We start from the raw sequence: 20,762 nt of genomic DNA on the forward strand, positions 1-20,762 counted from the left end.
CACCACCGCGGCACGGAACCCGGTGGCCGGTTCTCGGAAGACGACCCGGGCTCCGGGATCTGTGCGGGGTCGTGCCGGGGCGGAGTGCGGCCCGGTCCGTCAACGAACCCCGGGCGCGGGGGACTGGTCGTCCGCGGCGAGGACGGAGGCGAGGTCCCTGGGGGAGGGGTAGGCGAAGACGAGGGCCACCGGGACCTCGACACCGAGGGCGGTCTGCAGCCCGGCGGTGATCTGGAAGGCGGCCAGGGAGTCGCCGCCCGCTTCGAAGAAGTCGCTGTCGGCGTCCAGCGCGGCATCGCCGAGGGCGTTCCGGTAGAGGTCGGCGATCAGGTCGGGGACATCGTGGGTCGAGATCATCGTGTTCCGTTCTCGTTGCCTCGGGCCAGTTTTTTCCGGTCGATCTTGCCGCTGTGCGTGGTGGGCAGGCGGTCCATGCGGACGAAGCGGCGCGGCATCATGTGCGGCGGGAGCGACGCGGCCAGGTGGGCGCGCAGCGCGGCGTCGGTCACCTCGGCCAGGTCGCCCACGACGTGGGCGGTGAGGGCGGTGCGCCCGCGGTCGTCGCCCGCGGCGGTGAGGGCGGCGCCGGTGACCGCCGGGTGGGCCAGCAGCGCGCCCTCGATCTCGGCGGGGTCCACCCGGTGACCGCGGATCTTGAGCTGGCGGTCGATGCGGCCGAGGTACACCAGAGCGCCCTCGGCGCAGCGGGCCAGGTCCCCCGTGCGGTACATCCGCGCGCCCGGCGGGCCGAACGGGTCCGGGACGAACCGGTCCGCGGTCAGGTCCGGTCGACCGCCGTAGCCGCGGGCGACCCCGACGCCGCCGATGTGGACCTCGCCGACCGCGCCGTCGCCCACCGGCCGCAGGTCCGCGTCGAGCAGCCGGACCGACACCCCGTCGATGGCCACTCCGATGGCGTCCACGTCGGACGGCGGTTCGGCGGGTACCGGGTGGCGGGTCGAGGTCATGGTGCACTCGGTCGGGCCGTACTGGTTCACCAGCCTGCCCGGCAGCGCGGCCCGGCCCCCGGATGCCAGGAACGGCAGCAGCGACTCCCCGCTGGAGACGACCAGCTCGACCCCGCGCAGCGCGTCCGCAGCGGTCGCGCTGCCGATCAGGTGGGTGAGGAACGAGGGGGTCACGCTCAGCAGGGCGGTGACGCCGAAACCGAGCACCACCTCCGCGAACTCCTCCGGCCGCAGCAGCCGGGAGCGCGGCACGAGTACCACGGTGCCGCCGGCGACGAGCGGGGCGAACACGTCGCGGATCGACGCGTCGTAGCCGATCGGGGCGACCTGCAGCGCGGTCGTCGCCGGGCCCAACCCGTTGTCGGCGGCGAACGCGCGCAGGTAGGACCGCAGCCCGCGGTGCTCGACCAGCACCGCGTTCGGGATGCCGGTCGACCCGGAGGTGTGGCTGACGTACGCGAGCCCGCCCGGCCCCACCGGCGGCAACCGCACCGCGGGCACGGGCGGCGTGCGGCGGTCGATCAGGACGGCCGGTCCGGGGACCGGCAGCGCCAGCCGCCCGGCGAGCGCCGCCGTCGTCACCAGGTGCCGCGCACCCGCGGAGCGGCACATGGCGTCGAGCCGGGCGGGCGGCAGGTCGGCGTCCAGGGCGAGGAACGCGCCGCCGGCCCGCGCGACCGCCGCCATGGCGACGACGGCGTCGACGGTGCGCTCGACGGCGATGGCGCAGACCTGCTCGGGCGCCAGCCCGTCACCGGCGAGGACCTGCGCCAGCCGCTCGATCCCGCCCGCCAGCTCGGCGTAGGTCAGGTCGCCGTCGGGTGTGCGGACCGCGACCGCCGCCGGAGCGCGCCCGGCCTGGGCGAGGACGTCGTCGACGAAGGTCACGGCGCCTCGCTCGGCAGCAGCCGCGCCACCTCGGCGTCGGACAGGCCCGCGATCTCGTCCTCGATCGCCCGCGCCACCGACTCCGCCAGACCGGCGACCGTGGCGGACTCGAACACCCGGCGCAGCGGCAGGTCCACGGCGAACGCCTGGCGCACCTGGGCGAGCACCCGGGTGGCCAGCAGCGAGTGCCCGCCCAGCGCGAAGAAGTCGTCGGTGACCCCGACCCGGTCCACGTCGAGGACCCGGCACCAGATGTCGGCGATGATCCGCTCGGTCGGGTTGCGCGGCTCCTCGTGCCCCCCGACGTCGGGTGCGGACAGCGCGGTGGCGGGCAGGGCCTTGCGGTCCACCTTCGCGCTCGCCGTCATCGGCAGGGCGTCGAGCCGCGCCCACCGGGTCGGGACCATGTACTCCGGCACCAGCGCGCGCAGGTGCTCCCGCAGGGCGTCCGGTCCCGGCCCGCCGACGACGTAGGCGGCCAGCAGCGGGTCGCCGGACGGTCCGGTCGCCGTGACCACCGCGACCGCCTCCACCTCGTCGTGCCGCAGCAGGGCGGCTTCGACCTCTCCCGGCTCGATGCGCAGCCCGCGCACCTTCACCTGCTGGTCGATCCGCCCCAGGAACTCGATCGTGCCGTCCGGGCGGTGGCGGACCAGGTCACCGGTGCGGTACAGCCGGGTCCCGGGCGGGCCGAACGGGTCGGGGACGAACCGCTCCGCGGTGAGGGAGGGGCGGTCGTGGTACCCGCGGGCCAGCCGGACCCCGCCGAGGCACAGCTCGCCGGGCACCCCGATCGGCACCAGCCGCAGGTCGGCGTCCACGACGTGGGCGCGGGTGCCCGCCACTGCGCGGCCCAGCGGCATGGCCGCCCCCGCGGGCTGCCCGGCCAGGTCGTCCGCCACCGGGTGCAGCAGGGAGCAGATGGTCGCCTCGGTGGGTCCGTAGCTGCACAGGAACCGCCCGGGCAGCCCGGTCGCCGCCCACCGCCGCGCGTCGTCGACCGTCACCACGTCGGCGCCGACGTTCATCAGGCGCAGGCCCGCCAGCAGGTGCGGGTCGTAGCGCATCGCCTCGCGGTAGTACGCGGGCGTGGTGTCGATGATCGTCACCTCGTGCTCGGCCAGGCGGGCGGGCAGCTCCGCCGGCGACCAGAGCACCGGGTCGCCCACCACGATCGTCGCGCCCGCGAGCATGGTCGCGCCCATCTGGTCCATGGACACGTCGAAGGTGAGCGCGGAGAGCAGGACCACCCGGTCGTCCGGGCCGATGGTGTAGGCGTCGGCGATCACGCGGCAGTGGTGGGCGTAGGACCGGTGCTCGGTCATCACGCCCTTGGGGCGCCCGGTCGAGCCGGAGGTGTAGATGACGTAGGCCAGGCCGCGCGGGTGGGGCGCGGGCAGCGGCTCGTCCGCGTCGGAGGGGTCCGCCAGGTCGCCGTCGACCACCACGACCTCGTAGCCGGCGAACCGGTCGGCGAACTCGCGGGTGGTGACCACGAGCCGGGCGCCCGCGTCGGCGAGCACGAAGCCCAGTCGCTCGGCGGGGTGCCGGGGGTCGAACGGGGCGTACGCGCCGCCGGACCTGAGCACGGCCAGCCACACCACCACGGCGTCCAGCGACCGCTCGAGGCAGACCCCGACGACGGTCTCCGGGCCGATCCCGCGCTCGCGCAGCAGCCGGGCGAGGCGGGTGGCCCGCGCGTCCAGCTCGGCGTAGGTGAGTTCGCGGTCGCCGCACACCGCGGCCACCGCGTCGGGGCGCAGCCGCGCCTGCCGCCCGACCAGCTCGGGCACGCACGAGTCGTGCTCCCCGGCGGGGTCCAGCTCGGCCAGCCGGTCGGCGTCCGGGTCGGGCCACTCGTGCAGCAGCAGCCGCCGCTCGTCGTCGCCGAGCACGTCGATCCCGGCCAGCTCCCGGTCCGGGGCGGCGGTGGCGGCGGCGAGCAGCCGCAGGTAGTGCCCCGCCATCCGCTCGACGGTCACCCGGTCGAACAGGCTGGTCGCGTACTCGAACACGCACCGCAGCTCGCCGCCGTCGCGCTGCTGCACGGACACGGTGAGGTCGAACTTGGCCACCGAGGCGCCCGCCTGGACCCGCTCGACGGCGGTGCCGTGCAGCGTGCCCGGACGGCGCTCCAGGTCCTCCAGCTCGAACATGATCTGGAACAGCGGGTTGCGGGAGAGGTCGCGGTCGGGCTGCAGCGCGTCGACCAGGTGCTCGAACGGCACGTCCTGGTTGGCGAACGCGTCGGTGCAGTCGCGGCGCACCCGGTCGAGCAGCGCGGTGAACGTCGGTGCGCCCGCCAGGTCGGTCCGCAGGACCAGGGTGTTGGTGAAGAGCCCCACGAGGTTTTCGGTCTCCTGGCGGGTGCGGCCCGCGACCGGGGTGCCGACCGAGACGTCGGTGCGGCCGGTGTGGCGGCCGAGCAGCGCCTGGAACGCCGCGAGCAGGGTCATGAACGGTGTGGCGCCGCGGCGGGCGGCCAGGTCGGTCACGGCTGCGGCCACCCCCGCCGGGACCGTCACCGACACCACGTCGCCGCGCGGGTCGCGCTGCGCCGGACGCGGCCGGTCGGTGGTCAGCTCCACCGGCGTGAGACCCGCCAGCCGGTCCGTCCAGTACGCCAGCTGGCGGCTCCGGTCCTGGGTGCGGCGCTGCCAGGCGGCGAAGTCCGCGTACTGGAGGGGCAGCGGCGCGCCGTGCTCGTCGTCGAGGTCGCGGAACAGCACGGCCGTCGACCACGCGTCCACGGCGATGTGGTGCATGGTCAGGGCGACCAGGTGCTCGTCGTCGGCGACGCGGATCACCGTGGCCCGCAGCGGGTGCTCGCGGTCGAGCCGGAACGGCAGCCCGGAGGCGTGCCGGAGCGCTTCGAGCGCTTCGTCCGGCCTGCCGGTGAGGTCGAGCACGCGTACCGCCACCGGTCCGGGCGGGTCGACGACCTGGGTGGGCTCGCCGCCCTGGTCGACGTAGCGGGTGCGCAGGACCTCGTGCCGGGTGGCGACCCGGTCCAGCGCGCGTTGGAACCCCTCGATCGACAGGGGGCCGGACAGGCGCAGCGCCAGCGGGACGAGGTACTCGACGCTGCCCGGGTCGAGCTGGTCGAGGAACCAGATCCGCCGCTGGGCGAACGACAGCGGCAGGTCGCCGTCGCGGGGGACCGGCTGGATCGGCTGGGTGGCCGCGCCAGGGGCGGGGGCCGCGTCGAGCCGGGCGGCGATGCGCTCGATGGTGCGGTCGTCGAACAGCTCGCCGATGGTCAGCTCGCCGCCGAACTCGCGCCGCAGCCGCAGGATGAGCCGGATGGCCATCAGCGAGTGCCCGCCGAGGGCGAAGAAGTCGTCCCGGGCGCCGACGTGCTCGACACCGAGCACTTCCTCGAACGCGCGGGCGACGGCCTGCTCCGCCGGTGTGGTCGGTGCGGTCCGGTCGTGCGGGGCCGGCTCGGCCGCGGCGTTCGGCGCGGGCAGCGCGGCGCGGTCGAGCTTGCCGGTCGGGCCGAGCGGGAGCGCGTCGATGACGACGACGGCCGACGGGAGCATCGGTGCGGGCAGCCGCCCGGCCAGGTGGTCGAGCAGGGCGGCCGGGGTGGCGCCGCCGGTCGGCACCGCGTAGGCGACGAGGGTGGTGTCGCCGGCCGGTGTGCGCCGGGGGACCACGGCCGCGGCGGTGACGTCCGGGTGTGCGCACAGCGCGGCCTCGACCTCGGCGGGTTCGATCCGCACGCCGTTGATCTTGACCTGGTGGTCGACGCGCCCCAGGAACTCCAGCGCCGTGCCGTCGTCCAGCCAGCGGGCCAGGTCGCCGGTGCGATACCAGCGCTCGCCCGGGACCAGCGGGTACGGGTGCGGGGTGAACTGGCGGGCGGTCTGGCCGGGCTTGCCGAGGTAGCCGCGGGCCAGGCCGTCGCCGCTGACGCACAGCTCACCTGGCACCCCGATCGGCACGAGCCGGTCCGCGTCGTCGACGACGAACACCCGCGTGTTGCTCAGCGGCGTGCCGATGGGCACCGTGCCCGTGCCGCCGGGCCGGTAGCGCCAGGCGGTCGCGTCGATGGAGCACTCAGTGGGGCCGTAGGTGTTGTCGACCTCGACGTCCAGCAGCGCGGTCAGGCGCTCGCACAGCGACACCGGGAGGGCCTCGCCCGCCGAGCAGACCAGTCGCAGCGACGCGCACCCGCCGAAGGTGGGCTCGTCGAGCAGCAGGCGCAGCACCGAGGGGACCAGCTGCAGGACCGTGGCGCCGTGACGGGTGATCGACGCGGCCATGGCGGCGGGGTCGCGGTGCGCCTGCGGTGGGGCCATGACCACGGTGGCGCCCGCGACCAGCGGTGCCAGCAGCTCCCACACCGAGGCGTCGAACCCGGTCGTGGTCTTGTGCAGGACGCGGTCGGCCGCGGTGAGCTGCGTGCGCACCGACCACAGGACGCGGTTGCGGATGCCGTCGTGGGTGACCGCGACGCCCTTGGGCGTGCCCGTGGACCCGGAGGTGTGCACGACGTAGGCGGTCTGCGCGCCGTGGATCACCGGGTGGTCGCCCGGTGCGCCCGCGAGGTCGCCGGTGTCGCGGTGCTCGTCGAGGTCCAGGCGGGTGAGGGACTCCGGGAGCCCGGTGTCGACCGCGGTGTTCGACAGCACCAGGGCGATGCCGGTGTCGACGACGACGTGGCGGAGCCGCTCGGCGGGGTGCTCCGGCGGCAGCGGGACGTAGGTGCCGCCCGCGGTGAGGATCGCCAGGAGCGCGACGGCCAGGTCCGTGCCGCGCTCCATCGCCACGCCGACCGGCGTCTCGCGGGTGACCCCGAGCGCGCGCAGGTGGCGGGCGAGGGCGTCGACGCGGGCCGCGAGTTCGCCGTAGCCGAGCTCGTCCGCGTCGGACACGACGGCGACGGCCTCGGGGGTCTGCGCCGCTCGGGCGAAGAACAGCTCCGGCAGGGAGCGCCGGTCGGTGGCGACGGCGCCCGTCCCGGCGGACCGCAGCCGATCCCGTTCGCCGTCGGCGAGCAGGTCGAGCGCGTGCACCGGTGCCTGCGGCGCGTCGGCGACCTCGCTCAGCAGCCGGAGGTGGTTGGCGGCCATCCGCTCGACGCGGGCGCGGTCGAACAGGGCCCTGGGGTAGATCAGCTGGCCCTGCACGGAGCCGTCGGCGAACCGGGCGAGGTGCAGCGACAGGTCGAAGGCCGAGCCCGCCCACAGCGGCGGGCACAGCTCGACGTCGAGGCCGGACAGCGCGTACGGCCGGCGGCGCGTGTCGTACCAGGCGATGCCCGCCTGGAACAGCGGGTTGCGCGCCGGGTCCCTCGTCGGTGCCAAGCGGGCGATGACCTGGTCGAACGGCACGTCCTGGTGGGCGTAGGCGGCCAGCGCCGTCGCCCTGGCCCGCTCGACGAGCTCGGCGAACGAGGGGTCGCCGGACAGGTCGCCGCGCATCACCAGCGTGTTGAGGAACATGCCGATCAGCGGCAGCTCGTCCGGGCGCCGGGTGGAGACCGAGACCCCGACCGCGACGTCGTCCTGGCGTGCGTAGCGGGCGAGCAGCAACTGGAAGGCGGCCAGGTGCACCATGAACGGCGTGGCGCGGTGCGCGCGGCCCAGCGAGCGCAGCCGGTCGGCGAGGTCGGCGGGCACGGTGAAGGTGACCGCGTCGCCGTCGGCCACCCAGTGCGCGGGCCGGGCGTGGTCGGTGGGCAGCTCCAGCGGACGGAGCCCGGCCAGCCGCTCGGTCCAGTGGGCGAGCCCGTCCACGTCGACCCCCGCGTCCCGGCGGCGCATGGCGTCGTGATGCTGGAACGGCAGGGGCGGCAGCGGCGCGGGGTCCTCCGGTGCGCCGTAGAAGGCGTGCAGCTCCCGGGCCAGCACGCTCCACGACACGCCGTCGAAGGCGATGTGGTGCACGGTGACGAGCAGGGCGGCGTCGTCGTCGTCCATGCGGACCAGGGTGGTCCGCCACGGGGGCCGCGCGCGCAGGTCCATCCCGGTGCGCAGGTCCCGCAGCCGGACCTCCCGCAGCAGCCCCTCCCGCTCGGCGGCCGGCCGGGCCCGGAGGTCCACCTCGGACAGCTCGACCGGTGCGGGGTCGGTGACGACCTGCACCGCTACGCCGTCCACCACGTCGAACCGGGAACGCAGGACCGCGTGCCGCGTGGCGATCCGCGTCAGCGCGGCGGCCAGCGCCTCGACGTCGAGCGGGCCGCGCAGGCGCAGCGCCGCGGGCAGCAGGTACTCGACAGTCGCGCCGGAGCGCAACTGCTCGATGAACCACAGCTGCTCCTGCGCCGACGACAGCGGGTGCACCTCACCGCTTCCCACCTGGTCCTGCCTTTCGTGGTCGGGACGCTCAAGCGTTCTCGCCGGTCACCGGCCCGGCCATCGCCACGGCGATCTTCCGGGGCCCGGTGAACGGCTCGCGGCCGTGCGAGGAGAGCATGTTGTCGACCATCAGCACGTCGCCGCGCTCCCAGTCGAAGCGCCGCGTCGCGGCGCGGTAGCACTCGCGCAGGTGGGCGACCACGTCGTCGGGGATGGTGCCGCCGTCGCCGTAGTAGGTGTTCGTCGGCAGGTCCTCGTCGGCGAGCATCGCCCGCAGCCCCGCGCAGACGTCCTCGGCCAGCGTGGTCACGTGGAAGAACGTGAGGTGGTTGAACCACACCGCCTCGCCGGTGGTCGGGTGGTGGTGCACGGCCCGGCGCCGGGCGGTGGTGCGCAGGCCGCCTCCGTCGAGCCACTCCGCCTCCACGCCGTTGCGGGCGCAGTAGGCGGTGACCTCGGCGCGGTCGTCGGTGTTGAAGACCTGGTCCCACGGCAGGCCGAACGCGTTGGTGTAGTTGCGCACCACGGTCCAGCCGCGCGCCGCGAACTCCTCGCGCACCGCGGGGTCGATCGAGGCGAGGACACGCCGGGTGTCGGCCAGCGGGGTGGCGCCGAGCGTCGTCGGCGGCCGCACGCAGTAGAAGAACAGGTTCATCGGCCAGGCGGCCTGGTAGGAGTTCTCGTTGTGCAGGAAGATCTCCTCGGCCTCCGGGTAGTCGGTCGAGGTGTACACCTGCCCCTTGATCGTGCTGCGGGGCGAGGACCGCTCGTGGTAGGTCAGCGGTGGGCCGGCCAGCGCGCGGACGGTGGCGTCGAACCCGTCCACGTCGTCGACGGAGAACCCGCGCAGCAGCACGGCGCCGTGTTCGAGCAGTCGCTCCCGGACGGCGGGCCGCAGGGCCGCGACGGCGGCCGCATCGCCCACCTCGCCCGCGGCCGGGGTGATCACGAAGGGCAGGGGCCTCTCCGGCCCGGTGGGCTGGTGTGCCGCGGATGCGGACGGTGCAGACATGTCCGCCATCGTGTCCGCCCGCCCGGTGCGCCCAGAAGAGAATGACGGGTAGCACGGCGCGCACCGGGCGTGCCCGCCGTTCTGCGCGTTCTTCTCTGCAACCGCGTTCGCCGCCGCGGGCAGGATCGGCCCGCGGCGGCCCGACACCCGGGCGCGTCGGTGACTTCCAGGAGAATGACATGCCCGAGGAGCGGACCGACCAGCGCACGTACCTGGTCGTGGTCAACGACGAGGAGCAGTACTCGGTCTGGCTCGCCGACCGGGACCTGCCCGCAGGCTGGCGAGCGGAGGGCACGCGCGGCGACCGCGAGGAGTGCCTCGCCCACATCGGCGAGGTGTGGACCGACATGCGGCCGCTGAGCCTGCGCAGGCAGCTGGACGCGACCGCCCCGTGAACCCGGCGGGAACCGCGGACCTGGCAGGGCCCGCGCCGGCGGGGGTGCTCGGCGCCGTCGGCGCGACACCGCTGGTCGAGCTGACCAAGCTCCACCCGTCGGCGGGGTTCCGGCTCTTCGCCAAGCTCGAAGGCCACAACCCCGGCGGTAGCAGCAAGGACCGCGCCGCGCTGTCGATGTCTGCGTGGTCGACCCCCGCGTCAACGGGCAGAACCCCGCGGTGATGCGCGCCCCGGGCGCCGAGGTGGAAGTGGTCGAGCACGTCGACCCGGTCACCGGCGACTACCTGCCGGTTCGCATCCGCCGCATCCGCGAGCTGGTCGCGAGCCTGGAGCACGCCTACTGGCCGGACCAGTACTCCAACCCGGCCAACCCGGCGGCCCACCGCACCACGATGCGCGAGATCGTCGAGCAGGTCCCCGGCCGGCTGGACTTCCTGTTCTGCGCCACCAGCTCCTGCGGCACGCTGCGCTGCTGCGCCGAGTACGCGCGGGCCAACGAGCTGTCGGTGACGATCGTGGCGGTGGACGCCGCGGGCAGCGCGATCTTCGGTGACGCCCCCGGTCCGCGGCTGATCCCCGGCCACGGCGCCGCGGTCCGCCCGCACCACCACGGCGACGACCTGGCCGACCTCGTCGTGCACGTCCCGGACGTGGACAGCGTGCGGGGCTGCCGCAGGCTCGCCGCCCGGGAGGCGCTGCTCGCGGGCGGCTCCTCCGGAGCCGTGGTCGCCGCCGTCGACCGCGTGCGCGACCACGTGCCGCCGGGGGCCAACTGCGTCCTGGTCCTCCCCGACCGCGGCGAGCGGTACCTGGACACCATCTACAACGACGCCTGGGTCGCCGAGCACTTCGGCGAGGTCCCGCTGGACGAGCTCGCCCGGACCTGACCCTCCCGCGTCCCGCCGCGCACGACCGGGTCGCCCGCTACGGCACCGCCGGAGCGGGCGACCCCGCGTCGGCCGGGGCCGGGGCCGTGCGCACAGCCGGGCTGAGCACCGCGGTCAGCACCAGCACCGCCATCCACCCCGTGAGCACCCACACCGTCGCCGCGGCCCCCACCCAGCCCATCAGGAGCCCGCCCGCCAGCGAGCCGAGCGGGACGGTCCCGAAGGAGATCATGCCCGCGGCGCCGAGCACCCGGCCCCGGATGCGGTCCGGGGTGACGGAGAGCTGGTAGGCCGAGACCGACACGTTCCACAGCGGCCCCACGAACGCCATCGCCGCGAACACCGCGCCCAGCGCGAGCGGGTCCCGCACCAGCGCCAGCACCGGCAGCAGCAGCAGCCACGCCGCGTTCGCCCCGACCACCACAGCGCGCAGCGACAGCCGGCGGGACACCGCGGGTGCGGCCAGCGAGCCCAGCACCCCGCCGACGGCGAGGACGCCCAGCATCACCCCGACGGCCGACGGCGGTGCGCCGCCCTCGGTGGCGATCACGATCACCACCAGGAAGAGGGCCTGGAACAGCAGGTTGCTGCCCGCGATCAGCAGCGTGGTGGTCCGCAGGAACGGGTGCCGCCACAACCACACCGCGCCCTCGGTGAACTCCGCGAGCCGCGGGCGGCGGGCGACGGCGCCCCGCTCAGCCTGCAGGTCCCTGCGGATCAGCCCGAGGGTCACCACCGAGACGGCGTAGCTGGCGATGTCGAACACGAACGGCGCCGCGCGCCCGAAGCCGAACAGCACCCCGCCCAACGGCCTGCCCAGCATCGCCGCACCCCGGCGGCGCGCCTCGTTGTGCGCCAGCGCCCGCGCCAGCTGGGACGGGTGCACGATCGCGGGCACGCCGGCCGCTGCGGCCAGCCGGTGGCACACCGCGAACGTGCCTTCGAGGAAGCCGACGACGAGGATGTGCGGCATGGTCAGCCGGTCGAGCAGCAGGGCCACCACCAGCGTGCCCAGCACCACCGCGCACACCACGTCGCACCAGATCATCATGCGCCTGCGGTCGTACCGGTCGACCACCGCGCCCGCGGGCACCTGGAACAGCAGCTGCGGCAGCAGTGCCACGAACCCGGCGAGACCGGCGTCGGCGGCCGACCCGGTCAGCGCGAGCACCAGCAGCGGGTAGGCCATGCTCGACACGCTGGAACCCAGGATCGACACCGCCGACCCGGTCCAGAGCAGGACGAAGTCGCGGTTGCGGTGCAGCGGCGGCGCCTGGTTGCCCATGGGCCAGATGCTCGCGGGCACGCGCGCCCGTGCCCAGAGAAGGATCGGCACACCTGCGTCGCGCCGGGTGCGCGTACGCGCACCGCCCTCACCCTGCCGCGCGACCGCGGCGGCGCGACATCCTCGCCCTGATCACCCCTGGCTCCGGGTCTTCGGTGGCCGGACAGGAAAGGGCGGACCAATGGACACCCGATCGGACACCCGGCGCGATCCCCGTGACGAGCTGCTGCGGCGACGGCTGCGAGGTCTCGGGTCCGCGGCGGCGAGCGGGATCACCCCCGCACCCCGCGACCGGCCGCTGCCGCTGTCGTGCGCGCAGCGCGGGCTGTGGCTGCTGGAGCAGATGCGGCCGGGCGGCGCCGACTACCTGATCCCGGTGCGGCTGCGCCTCGGCGCGGTGGACGTGCCCGCGCTGCGCGGTGCCCTGGACGCGCTGGTCGCCCGGCACGAGGTGCTGCGCACCCGCTACACCGTCGGCGATACCGGTGGCGAGCCGGCACAGGTGATCGACCCGCCCGGACCGGTGCCCTTCGAGCTGGTCGACATCGCCGCCCAGCCGGACTCGCTCACCGGCGTCCTCGTCGAGGCGGGCACCCGGCCGCTCGACCTGGCCGCCGACTGGCCGCTGCGGGCGCTGCTGGTCCGGCTCTCCGACGACGACCACGTGCTCCTCCTGTCCGTGCACCACATCGCCTCCGACGGAGCCTCCGAGACCATCCTCCTGTCCGAACTGGACAGCCTGTACTCGGCGCTCGTCACGGGTTCACCGTCCACGCTGCCACCGATGCCGGTCCAGTACGCGGACTTCGCCGCCTGGCAACGCGACCTCCTGGCGGCCGGGCAACTCGCCGGGAAGCTCGACCACTGGCGCGAGCAGCTCGCCTCGACCACCCCGCTGGAACTGCCGACCGACCGGCCCCGCGGGCCCGTCCGGGACAGCGCGGGTGCCGCCGAGCCGGTCACCGTGCCCGCCCCGCTGGCCGACGCGCTCACCCGGCTGGGCCGGGCGCAGGGCGCCACGCCCCACATGGTTCTGCTCGCCGCGTTCCAGCTCCTGCTCGCCCGCTACTGCGGGCAGGACGACGTGGTCGTGGGCAGCCCGGTCGCCGGGCGTGGCGAGGCCGCCACCGAGGGCCTGGTCGGCATGTTCGTCAACATGATCGCGCAGCGCGCCCGGTTGTCGGACCGCCTGTCCTTCACCGACTTCCTCGCCCGGGTGCGCGACACCGCCCTGGATGCCTACACCCACCAGGACGTGCCCTTCGACCTGGTGGTCGACGAGCTGGCCGGGGTACGCGACCCGTCCAGCACGCCGCTGTTCCAGGTGGTGTTCCAGCTCGTCGACGACAGCGGGCCGCGGTCGCTCCCCGGCCTCGGCGCCGAGCCCGAGCCCGTGGGGTGGGAGGTGGCCAAGTTCGACCTCGACCTCACCCTGGCCACCCGCGCGGACGGCTCGATCACCGGCCTGCTCGGGTACGCGACGGCCCTCTTCGACGCCGCGACCGCCCGCCGGGTGGCCGACCACTTCGTCCGGCTGCTGGAGAGCATCGTCGCCGACCCGCACGGCCGCGCCACCGGGCTGACCATGCTCCCCGACGCCGAGCGCGCCCGGCTGCTGGCCGCGGGCAACGGTCCCGAGCTGGTCCTCCCCGTCGAGGAGGGCTTGGGCGAGGTGTTCGCCGCGCAGGTCGCCCGCGCCCCGCACGCCGTCGCGGTGACCGCCGCGGGCGAGCACCTCACCTACGCCCAGCTCGACGCCCGCGCCAACCGGCTGGCCCACCGGCTGCGCTCCCTCGGCGCCCGCCCCGGGCGGCTGGTCGGCGTCAGCCTCGACCGGGGCGCGGACCTCGTCGTGGCGCTGCTCGGGGTGCTCAAGTCCGGGGCGGGCTACGTGCCGCTGGACCCCGAGCAGCCCGTCGACCGACTGGCCGTGATGCGCGCCGACGCCCGGGTGGACGTGGTGATCAGCCGCGGCGGGCTCGTCGAGTGGCCGGCGGGCGAGCGGGTCACCGCCGTGCTGCTCGACCAGGTGGACACCGACTGGCCCGACACCGCCCCCGAGCCCCTGGCCGGGCCGGGCGACGTCGCGTACGTGATCTACACCTCCGGGTCGACCGGCAGGCCGAAGGGCGTCCCGGTCACGCACGCGAACGTGCTGCGGCTGCTGCGGTCCAGCGCCGCCGACTTCGGCTTCGGCCCGGACGACGTGTGGACCCTGTTCCACTCCTACGCCTTCGACTTCTCCGTCTGGGAGCTGTGGGGCGCGCTGCTGCACGGCGGGCGCGTCGTCGTCGTGCCGTTCGCGGTGTCCCGTTCGCCGTGGGACTTCCTCAACCTGCTCGTCACCGAGGGCGTCACCGTGCTCAACCAGACCCCGTCGGCGTTCCGCGGGCTGGTCGACGCGGTCGTCGAGGCGCGCACACCGCCGAGTTCGCTGGCGCTGCGGACCGTCGTGCTCGGCGCCGAGGCCGTCGACACCACCGAGGTGGCGCCGTGGTTCGACCACTTCGGCGACGAACGACCCGCCGTGGTCAACATGTACGGGATCACCGAGACGACCGTGCACGTGACCCGCCGCAGGCTGCGGGCGGCCGACGTCGCCGCCGGGGCGCGCAGCCCCATCGGCGTGCCTCTGCCCGACCTGCGCCTCTACCTGCTCGACCGCGACCTCGACCCGGTGCCGGTCGGCGTGGTCGGCCAGCTGTACGTGTCCGGGCCGGGCCTGGCCCTCGGCTACCTCGGCCGCACCGTGTTCACCGCCGACCGGTTCGGGCCCGACCCGTACGCCCCGCGCCCCGGTGCCCGGATGTACCGCACCGGCGACCTGGCCCGCCGCACCCCCGACGGCGACCTGGAGTTCGTCGGCCGCGCCGACGAGCAGGTCAAGATCCGGGGCCACCGCATCGAGCCCGGCGAGGTCGAGGCCGCGCTCACCGGCCACCCCGCGGTCGCCCGCGCCGTGGTGCTCGCACGCCGCGCGCCCGGCTCGGGGGAGCAGCAGCTCGTCGCCTACGCCGTGCCGGTCGCCGATCGGCGGGTCGACGCCGCGGACCTGCGCGACCACCTCGGCGCGGTCCTGCCCGCCTACATGGTCCCGGCGGCCTTCGTGCTGCTGGAACGGTTCCCCGTGACCGCCAACGGGAAGGTCGACCGGGCGGCGCTGCCCGACCCCGCGACGGGCCGGGCCCCGCGCGCGGAGCGGGTCGCCCCCCGCGACCCGGCCGAGCAGGCCATGGCCGAACTGTGGGGCACCGCGCTCGGCGTCGGGCCGGTCGGCGTGGACGACAACTTCTTCGCCCTCGGCGGCGACTCCATCCGGGCCATCCAGGTGGTGGGCGCGCTGCGCGAACGCGGCCTGCCGGTCACGGTGCAGGACCTGATGCTGCACCAGACCGTCGAAGGTCTCACCCGGGTCGCCGGAGCGGCAGTCGGCCCGGTCGACGACCACCGGGTCGCCCCCTTCGAACTGGTCGGCGAGGCCGACCGGGCTGCGCTGCCGGAGGGCCTGGCCGACGCCTACCCGATGTCCATGGGCCAGACCGCGATGGTCTACGAGATGGTCGCGGACAAGGACGTCGGGCTCTACCACAACGTCACGCTGTTCCCGGTCGTCGACGACGCCCCGTTCGCGCTGCCCGCGCTGCGCGAGGCGGCGGCGCTGCTGGTGCGGCGGCACGAGATCCTGCGCACCAGCTTCGACCTGACCACCTTCCGCGAGCCCATGCAGCTCGTGCACCGCGACGCCCCCATGCACGTCGGGTACGACGACCTGCGCGGCCTCGCCGAGGACCGGGCCGACGCCGCCCTGGCCGAGTTCGTCGCCGAGGCCCGCCGCCACCCGCTGGACGTGACCGAGGCGCCCATGGTGCGCTTCCACGCCCACCAGACCGCCGAGCGCCGCTGGACGCTGGCGTTCGTCGAGTGCCACGCCGTCCTGGACGGCTGGAGCCACCACTCGCTGCTCGAAGAGCTGCTGGACACCTACCGCGCCTGCCGGGACGGCGTGGCGCCCCGCGTCCCGTCCCGGGTGCCGGTGCGCTTCGCCGACTTCATCGCGCTGGAGAAGCGCGCCATCGCCGACGAAGCCGACCAGGAGTTCTGGCGCGACCGGCTGGACCGCTTCGGCCGCGTCGAGCTGCCGCCCGGCTGGGCGGCGCCGGCGAGCCGCGACGGCCTGCCGCACCAGGTCAGCGTGCGGTACTCCGACCTGGAGCCCGGGTTGCGCGCGCTGGCCGCCGCGGCGGGCTCCTCCCTGAAGTCGGTGCTGTTCGCCGCGCACCTGACGGTGCTGAGCACGATCGGCGGCACGCGCCGGTTCCACACCGGGCTGGTGCACAACGGCAGGCTGGAGGAACCCGGTGGCGAGCTGGCCAGGGGCATGCACCTCAACCCGCTGCCGGTGTGCGTCGACCTGACCGCCACGACCTGGTCCGGGCTCGTCCGGCAGGTCTTCGCCGAGGAGGTGGCGGTCTGGCCGCACCGCAGGTTCCCGCTCGGCGAGCTCCAGCGCCGCTGGGGCGGTGAGCGGCCCCTGGTCGACATCTCCTTCGCCTACCTCGACTTCCACGTGTTCGACACCCGCCGGGTGGAGACGGCCAAGATCGTCGACGAGAGCTACAACGGGTTCGGCGTCGACGTGTGGAGCTTCCCCGGCGTCCTGCACTTCCGGGCCCAGGCCGACCGGATCGCCCCGGCGCACGCGCCCGCGCTCGCCGCGATGTACCGGCGGGTCCTCGAAGCCATGGCCGCCGATCCCGACGGCGACGTCCGCGGCGCCGCACTCGCGCACGCCGAGGTCGAGCGGCTGCTGTCGTTCGCGGCGGGCCCGGTCGCCGAGTACCCGGACGCCTGCGTGCACGAGCTGTTCGAGCGCCGGGTCGCCGCGACCCCGAGGGCGACCGCGCTGCGGTGCGCGGACGGGACCGAGGTCACCTTCGCCGACCTCAACGCCCGCGCCAACCGCCTGGCCCGCCACCTGCGCCGCCGGGGAGCCGGACCGGAGGACCTCGTCGGCGTGCTGCTGCGGCGCGGCCCGGACCTGGTGACCGCGCTGCTGGCCGTCCTCAAGGCGGGCGCGGCCTACCTGCCGCTCGACCCCGGCCACCCGGCGAAGCGGCTGGCCGCCGTGCTCACCGAGGCCGGCGCGACCACCGTGGTCACCGAGGACGCCCTCGCCGACCGGGTGCCCGACCGCGCGGCGGTCCTGGTCGCCGACCCGGCCATCGCCGCGGAGCCCGCCGACGACCTCGGCCGGACCGCCGCGCCGCGCTCGCTGGCCTACGTCATCTACACCTCCGGCTCGACCGGCACCCCCAAGGGCGTCCAGGTCGAGCACCGCAACCTGGTCAACTACCTGTGCTGGCGCGCGGACTCCGCCGGGAGCTCACCGCTGTACTCGTCGATGGCCTTCGACCTGCCGGTCACCTCGCTGTTCCCGGCGCTGCTGGCGGGCAGGCCGGTGACCCTGACCCCCGACGACGGCGCCCCCGCGATCGAAGGGCTCGTCGACGCCCTGCGCGGCGGCGGGTTCGGGCTGGTCAAGGTCACCCCGTCGCACCTGGCGGCACTCGCCCGGCTGCTGCCCGCCGAGGCCCTGGCCGCGGCCACCGACCGGCTCGTCGTCGGCGGCGAGGAACTGACCAGGGACGTGCTGGCCGCCTGGACCCGGCACGCCCCGGACACGCTGGTGGAGAACGAGTACGGTCCGACCGAGGCGACCGTGGGCTGCGCCGCGCACGTGCGCCCGGCCGGTGACCTCGACGCCGGGCCGGTGCCGATCGGCCGCCCGGCCGCGAACACCGTGTTGCGCGTGCTGGACGCCGACCTGCGGCCGGTGCCGATCGGCGTGCTCGGTGAGCTGCACATCGGCGGGGCCCAGCTGGCCCGCGGCTACCGCGGCCGCCCCGACCTCACGGCGGACCGGTTCGTGCCGGACCCGTACGCGGTCGGCGAGCGGCTCTACCGCACCGGCGACCTGGTCCGGTACCGGCCCGACGGCGTGCTGGAGTTCGCGGGCCGCGCCGACGACCAGGTCAAGATCCGCGGTTACCGGGTCGAGCTCGGCGAGGTGGAGTCGGTGCTGCGCGCCTGCGCCGCGCTGCGCGAGGTCGCCGTCCGCGCCCGCCGCACCGCCCACGGCGACCAGGAGCTGGTGGCCTACCTGGTGCCCGCGGACGAGGGCGGACCGGACCCCGCCGGGTTGCCCGACCTGCTCGCGGGCGTCGTGCCCGAATACCTGGTCCCGTCGGCGTGGGTCGTGCTCGACGAGCTCCCCACCACCCCCAGCGGCAAGCTCGACACCAAGGCGCTGCCGGAGCCGGCGGCGACGGCCCGCGCCGCGCTCGCCCCCCGCACGGCGGTGGAGAACATCCTCGCCACCGTGCTCGCCAAGGCGCTCGGCGTCGACCAGGTGGGCGTCGACGTGCCCTTCAGCGACCTCGGTGTGCACTCGCTGCTGGTGATCCGAGTGCTGGTGGAGCTGCGCGAAGAGCACGGCCTCCCGGTGGAGCTGCGCGACTTCTACGCCAACCGCACGGTGATGGACCTGGCCACGGCGGTGGACCCGGCCATCCAGGGCGGCTTCCCGCCCACCTTGGCCGCGTCGGTGGAGTCGGCGGCGTCGTGGGCGGGCGAGGCCGTGGTGTGGCTGCGCCGCACCGGGGACAAGCCCCCTCTGTTCTGCATGTACCCCGGTGGCGGCCTGTGGTACAGGGGGCTGGCCGACCGGATCGGCGTCGACCGGCCGGTGGCCGCGCTGGAGTGGCCCGGCCTGCACCGCGACACCCCGCCGCCGCAGGGCATCGCGAGCGTGGCCGCGCTGTTCGTCGAGCAGGTCCGCGCGCTGCGCCCGCACGGCCCGTACCACCTGCTCGGTTGGTGCGCCGGTGGCCTGGTCACCGGCGAGATGGCCCGCGTGATGCAGCGCGACGGCGACCAGGTCACGCTGATGCTGCTCGACCCCGCCCAGGACTTCTACAAGCGGGAGAGCATGTGGGAGGAGACCGCCGTCTTCCTGCGCGGCGAGAACCTGCTCCAACAGCTCGACGTCGCGACCAGCGCCGAGGAGGTCGCCGAGGTGCGGCGCCAGTTCGCCGAGGTGCTCGACTACATCATCGACGAGGGCACCAAGGAGCCGCCCAACCCCGGGGACACGTTCTGGCCGCGCCGCATCCGGGTGTGGCGCGAGCTGACCCAGGCGATGCTCGGCTACCGCCAGCGCCCCTACCCCGGGCGCACCCACCTGCTCGTGGGCGACGAGCTGGCCGACGGCCTGCACAGCACCAACCAGGGGCAGACCTACGCGCAGTACCAGGACCGCTGGGTCAAGCTGGCCCCGGGCGGTCTCAAGATCCACCGGGTCGGCGGCGACCACATGGGCGTGCTGCGCCCGCCGCACGTGGCGAACCTCGCCGGGCTGCTGACGACGCTCATGGAGGCGACCGAGGAGGTCGGCCCGTGACCTCCGGTACCGCCGCCGTCCACGGCCCCGAGGTGGCCGGGGTGGACCTGGAGCAGGCCACCATCCCGGACCTGCACCGCGCGATGGACGCGGGTCGGCTGACCTCGGCCGAGCTGACCGCGTTCTACCTGGACCGCATCCGCGCGCTCAACCCCCGCCTGCACGCGGTGGTCGCGACCAACCCGGACGCCCGGCGCCTGGCGGAGGAGAGCGACCGCCGCAGGCGCGCGGGCGGGCGGCTCGGGCCGCTGGACGGCATCCCGGTGCTGCTCAAGGACAACATCGACACCGCGGACCGGCAGCCGACCACCGCGGGCTCCCTCGCCCTGCTCGGGGCGCGGCCGGCCGCGGACGCCCACCTGGTGCGGCGGCTGCGCGCCGCCGGGGCGGTGGTCCTCGGGAAGGCCAACCTGTCGGAGTGGGCGAACTTCCGCGACCGGCGCTCCTCCAGCGGGTGGAGCGCGGTCGGCGGGCAGACCGCCAACCCGTACGCGCTCGACCGCAACACCTGCGGCTCGTCGAGCGGTTCGGCGGCGGCGGTCGCGGCGCACCTGGCCCCGGTCGCGGTCGGCACGGAGACCAACGGGTCGATCGTCACCGCGGCGGGCGCCACCGGCGTCGTCGGCGTCAAGCCGAGCACCGGGCTGGTCAGCCGCCACGGCCTGGTGCCGATCTCGGGGGTGCAGGACACCGCCGGGCCCATGGCCCGCACCGTCACCGACGCGGCGATCCTGCTGGGCGTGCTCAGCGGCCGCGACGGCGCGGACCCGGCCACCGCGCACGCCCCCGAGCGCCCGGATTACACGGGGTTCCTGGACCCGAACGCGTTGCGCGACAAGAGGATCGGTGTGTGGGACCCGACCCGCGGCACCAGCCCGGAGACCATGGTGGCCTTCGCCCGCGCCGTGGCGCTGCTGGAGTCGGCGGGTGCGACCGCGGTCGAGGTGGCGATCCCGGAGCTGGACGCGGTGGGCCGCGCCGAGCTGCCCGCGATGACGCACGAGTTCAAGCACGGCATCAACCGGTACCTGGCGGCGACTCCCGGCGACCACCCGCCGGACCTGGCCGGGCTGATCGCCTTCAACGAGGCCAACGCGGAGGCCGAGATGGGCCACTTCGGGCAGGAGCTGTTCGAGGAGGCGCAGGCCACCTCGGGTAACCCGGGCGACCCGGAGTACCTGCGCCTGCGCGCGGCGGCGAGCGGCGCCGCCCGCCGGGGGCTGGACGACACCCTCCGCGCGCACGGGCTGGACGCGGTCGCGGCGCCGACGAACGCCCCGGCGTGGCGGACCACCCTGGGCCAGGGCGACCGGTACCTGTTCGGCTCGTCCACGCCCGCCGCGGTGTCCGGTTACGCCAACGCCACCGTCCCGATGGGGTTCGTCGGCGCGCTGCCGGTCGGCTTGTCGATCATGGCGGGCCGCTACGGCGAGCCCGCGGTGCTGGCGCTGGCCTACGCGTTCGAGCAGGTCGCGCGTGCTCGCAGGCCACCGGGGTTCCTGCCGACCTGCTGAGCGCCGGGCCGTCGGAGCGACCCGGCGCGGACCGCGTGCGCGAC

General features: G+C 75.2%; 8 protein-coding genes and 1 pseudogene. 4 read left to right on the forward strand and 5 right to left on the reverse strand.

Translation table 11 applies throughout. From position 1 onward, the window contains the following. Positions 1-99 precede the first annotated feature (99 nt). Genes ACR807_RS04300 through ACR807_RS04315 form a run of 4 tightly spaced genes read right to left on the reverse strand, consistent with a single transcriptional unit; the run spans position 100 to position 9,176 of the window. Positions 100-357 (reverse strand): acyl carrier protein, encoded by a 258-nt coding sequence (locus tag ACR807_RS04300; RefSeq protein WP_438919870.1) that lies wholly within the window; start codon positions 355-357, stop codon positions 100-102. Continuing rightward, positions 354-1,856, reverse strand: a complete 1,503-nt coding sequence (locus ACR807_RS04305; protein ID WP_438919871.1) for an amino acid adenylation domain-containing protein — start codon at positions 1,854-1,856, stop codon at positions 354-356. Before ACR807_RS04305 ends, ACR807_RS04300 begins: the two co-directional genes overlap by 4 nt. After that, positions 1,853-8,164 (reverse strand): non-ribosomal peptide synthetase, encoded by a 6,312-nt coding sequence (locus ACR807_RS04310; RefSeq protein WP_438919872.1) that lies wholly within the window; start codon positions 8,162-8,164, stop codon positions 1,853-1,855. The genes ACR807_RS04305 and ACR807_RS04310 overlap by 4 nt, the downstream gene beginning before the upstream one ends. A gap of 28 nt (positions 8,165-8,192) precedes the next feature. Then, a complete protein-coding gene (locus ACR807_RS04315; RefSeq protein ID WP_438919873.1) occupies positions 8,193-9,176 on the reverse strand; it encodes a TauD/TfdA family dioxygenase in 984 nt (327 codons plus the stop codon). Between the two features lie 179 nt (positions 9,177-9,355). Between ACR807_RS04315 and ACR807_RS04320 the strand changes: the two genes are divergently transcribed. Further along, a complete protein-coding gene (locus ACR807_RS04320; protein WP_438919874.1) occupies positions 9,356-9,571 on the forward strand; it encodes an MbtH family protein in 216 nt (71 codons plus the stop codon). Between the two features lie 44 nt (positions 9,572-9,615). Beyond that, positions 9,616-10,460 (forward strand): annotated as a pseudogene (locus ACR807_RS04325) (pyridoxal-phosphate dependent enzyme). Positions 10,461-10,497: 37 nt separating this feature from the next. On the opposite strand, the gene ACR807_RS04330 reads toward ACR807_RS04325, so the two are convergent. Then, on the reverse strand, positions 10,498-11,745 hold the full coding sequence (locus ACR807_RS04330) for an MFS transporter (protein WP_438919875.1): 1,248 nt from the start codon (positions 11,743-11,745) through the stop codon (positions 10,498-10,500). Between the two features lie 181 nt (positions 11,746-11,926). Between ACR807_RS04330 and ACR807_RS04335 the strand changes: the two genes are divergently transcribed. Together ACR807_RS04335 and ACR807_RS04340 are read left to right on the forward strand one after the other, a co-directional pair. Then, positions 11,927-19,204: a non-ribosomal peptide synthetase gene (locus ACR807_RS04335; RefSeq protein ID WP_438919876.1), complete on the forward strand. Its 7,278-nt coding sequence runs from the start codon at positions 11,927-11,929 to the stop codon at positions 19,202-19,204. Continuing rightward, positions 19,201-20,718, forward strand: coding sequence for an amidase (locus ACR807_RS04340; RefSeq protein WP_438919877.1), 1,518 nt, complete (start codon positions 19,201-19,203; stop codon positions 20,716-20,718). The genes ACR807_RS04335 and ACR807_RS04340 overlap by 4 nt, the downstream gene beginning before the upstream one ends. Positions 20,719-20,762 lie beyond the last annotated feature (44 nt).

This window comes from Saccharothrix sabaoui (assembly GCF_051756985.1).
Lineage (GTDB): Bacteria > Actinomycetota > Actinomycetes > Mycobacteriales > Pseudonocardiaceae > Actinosynnema.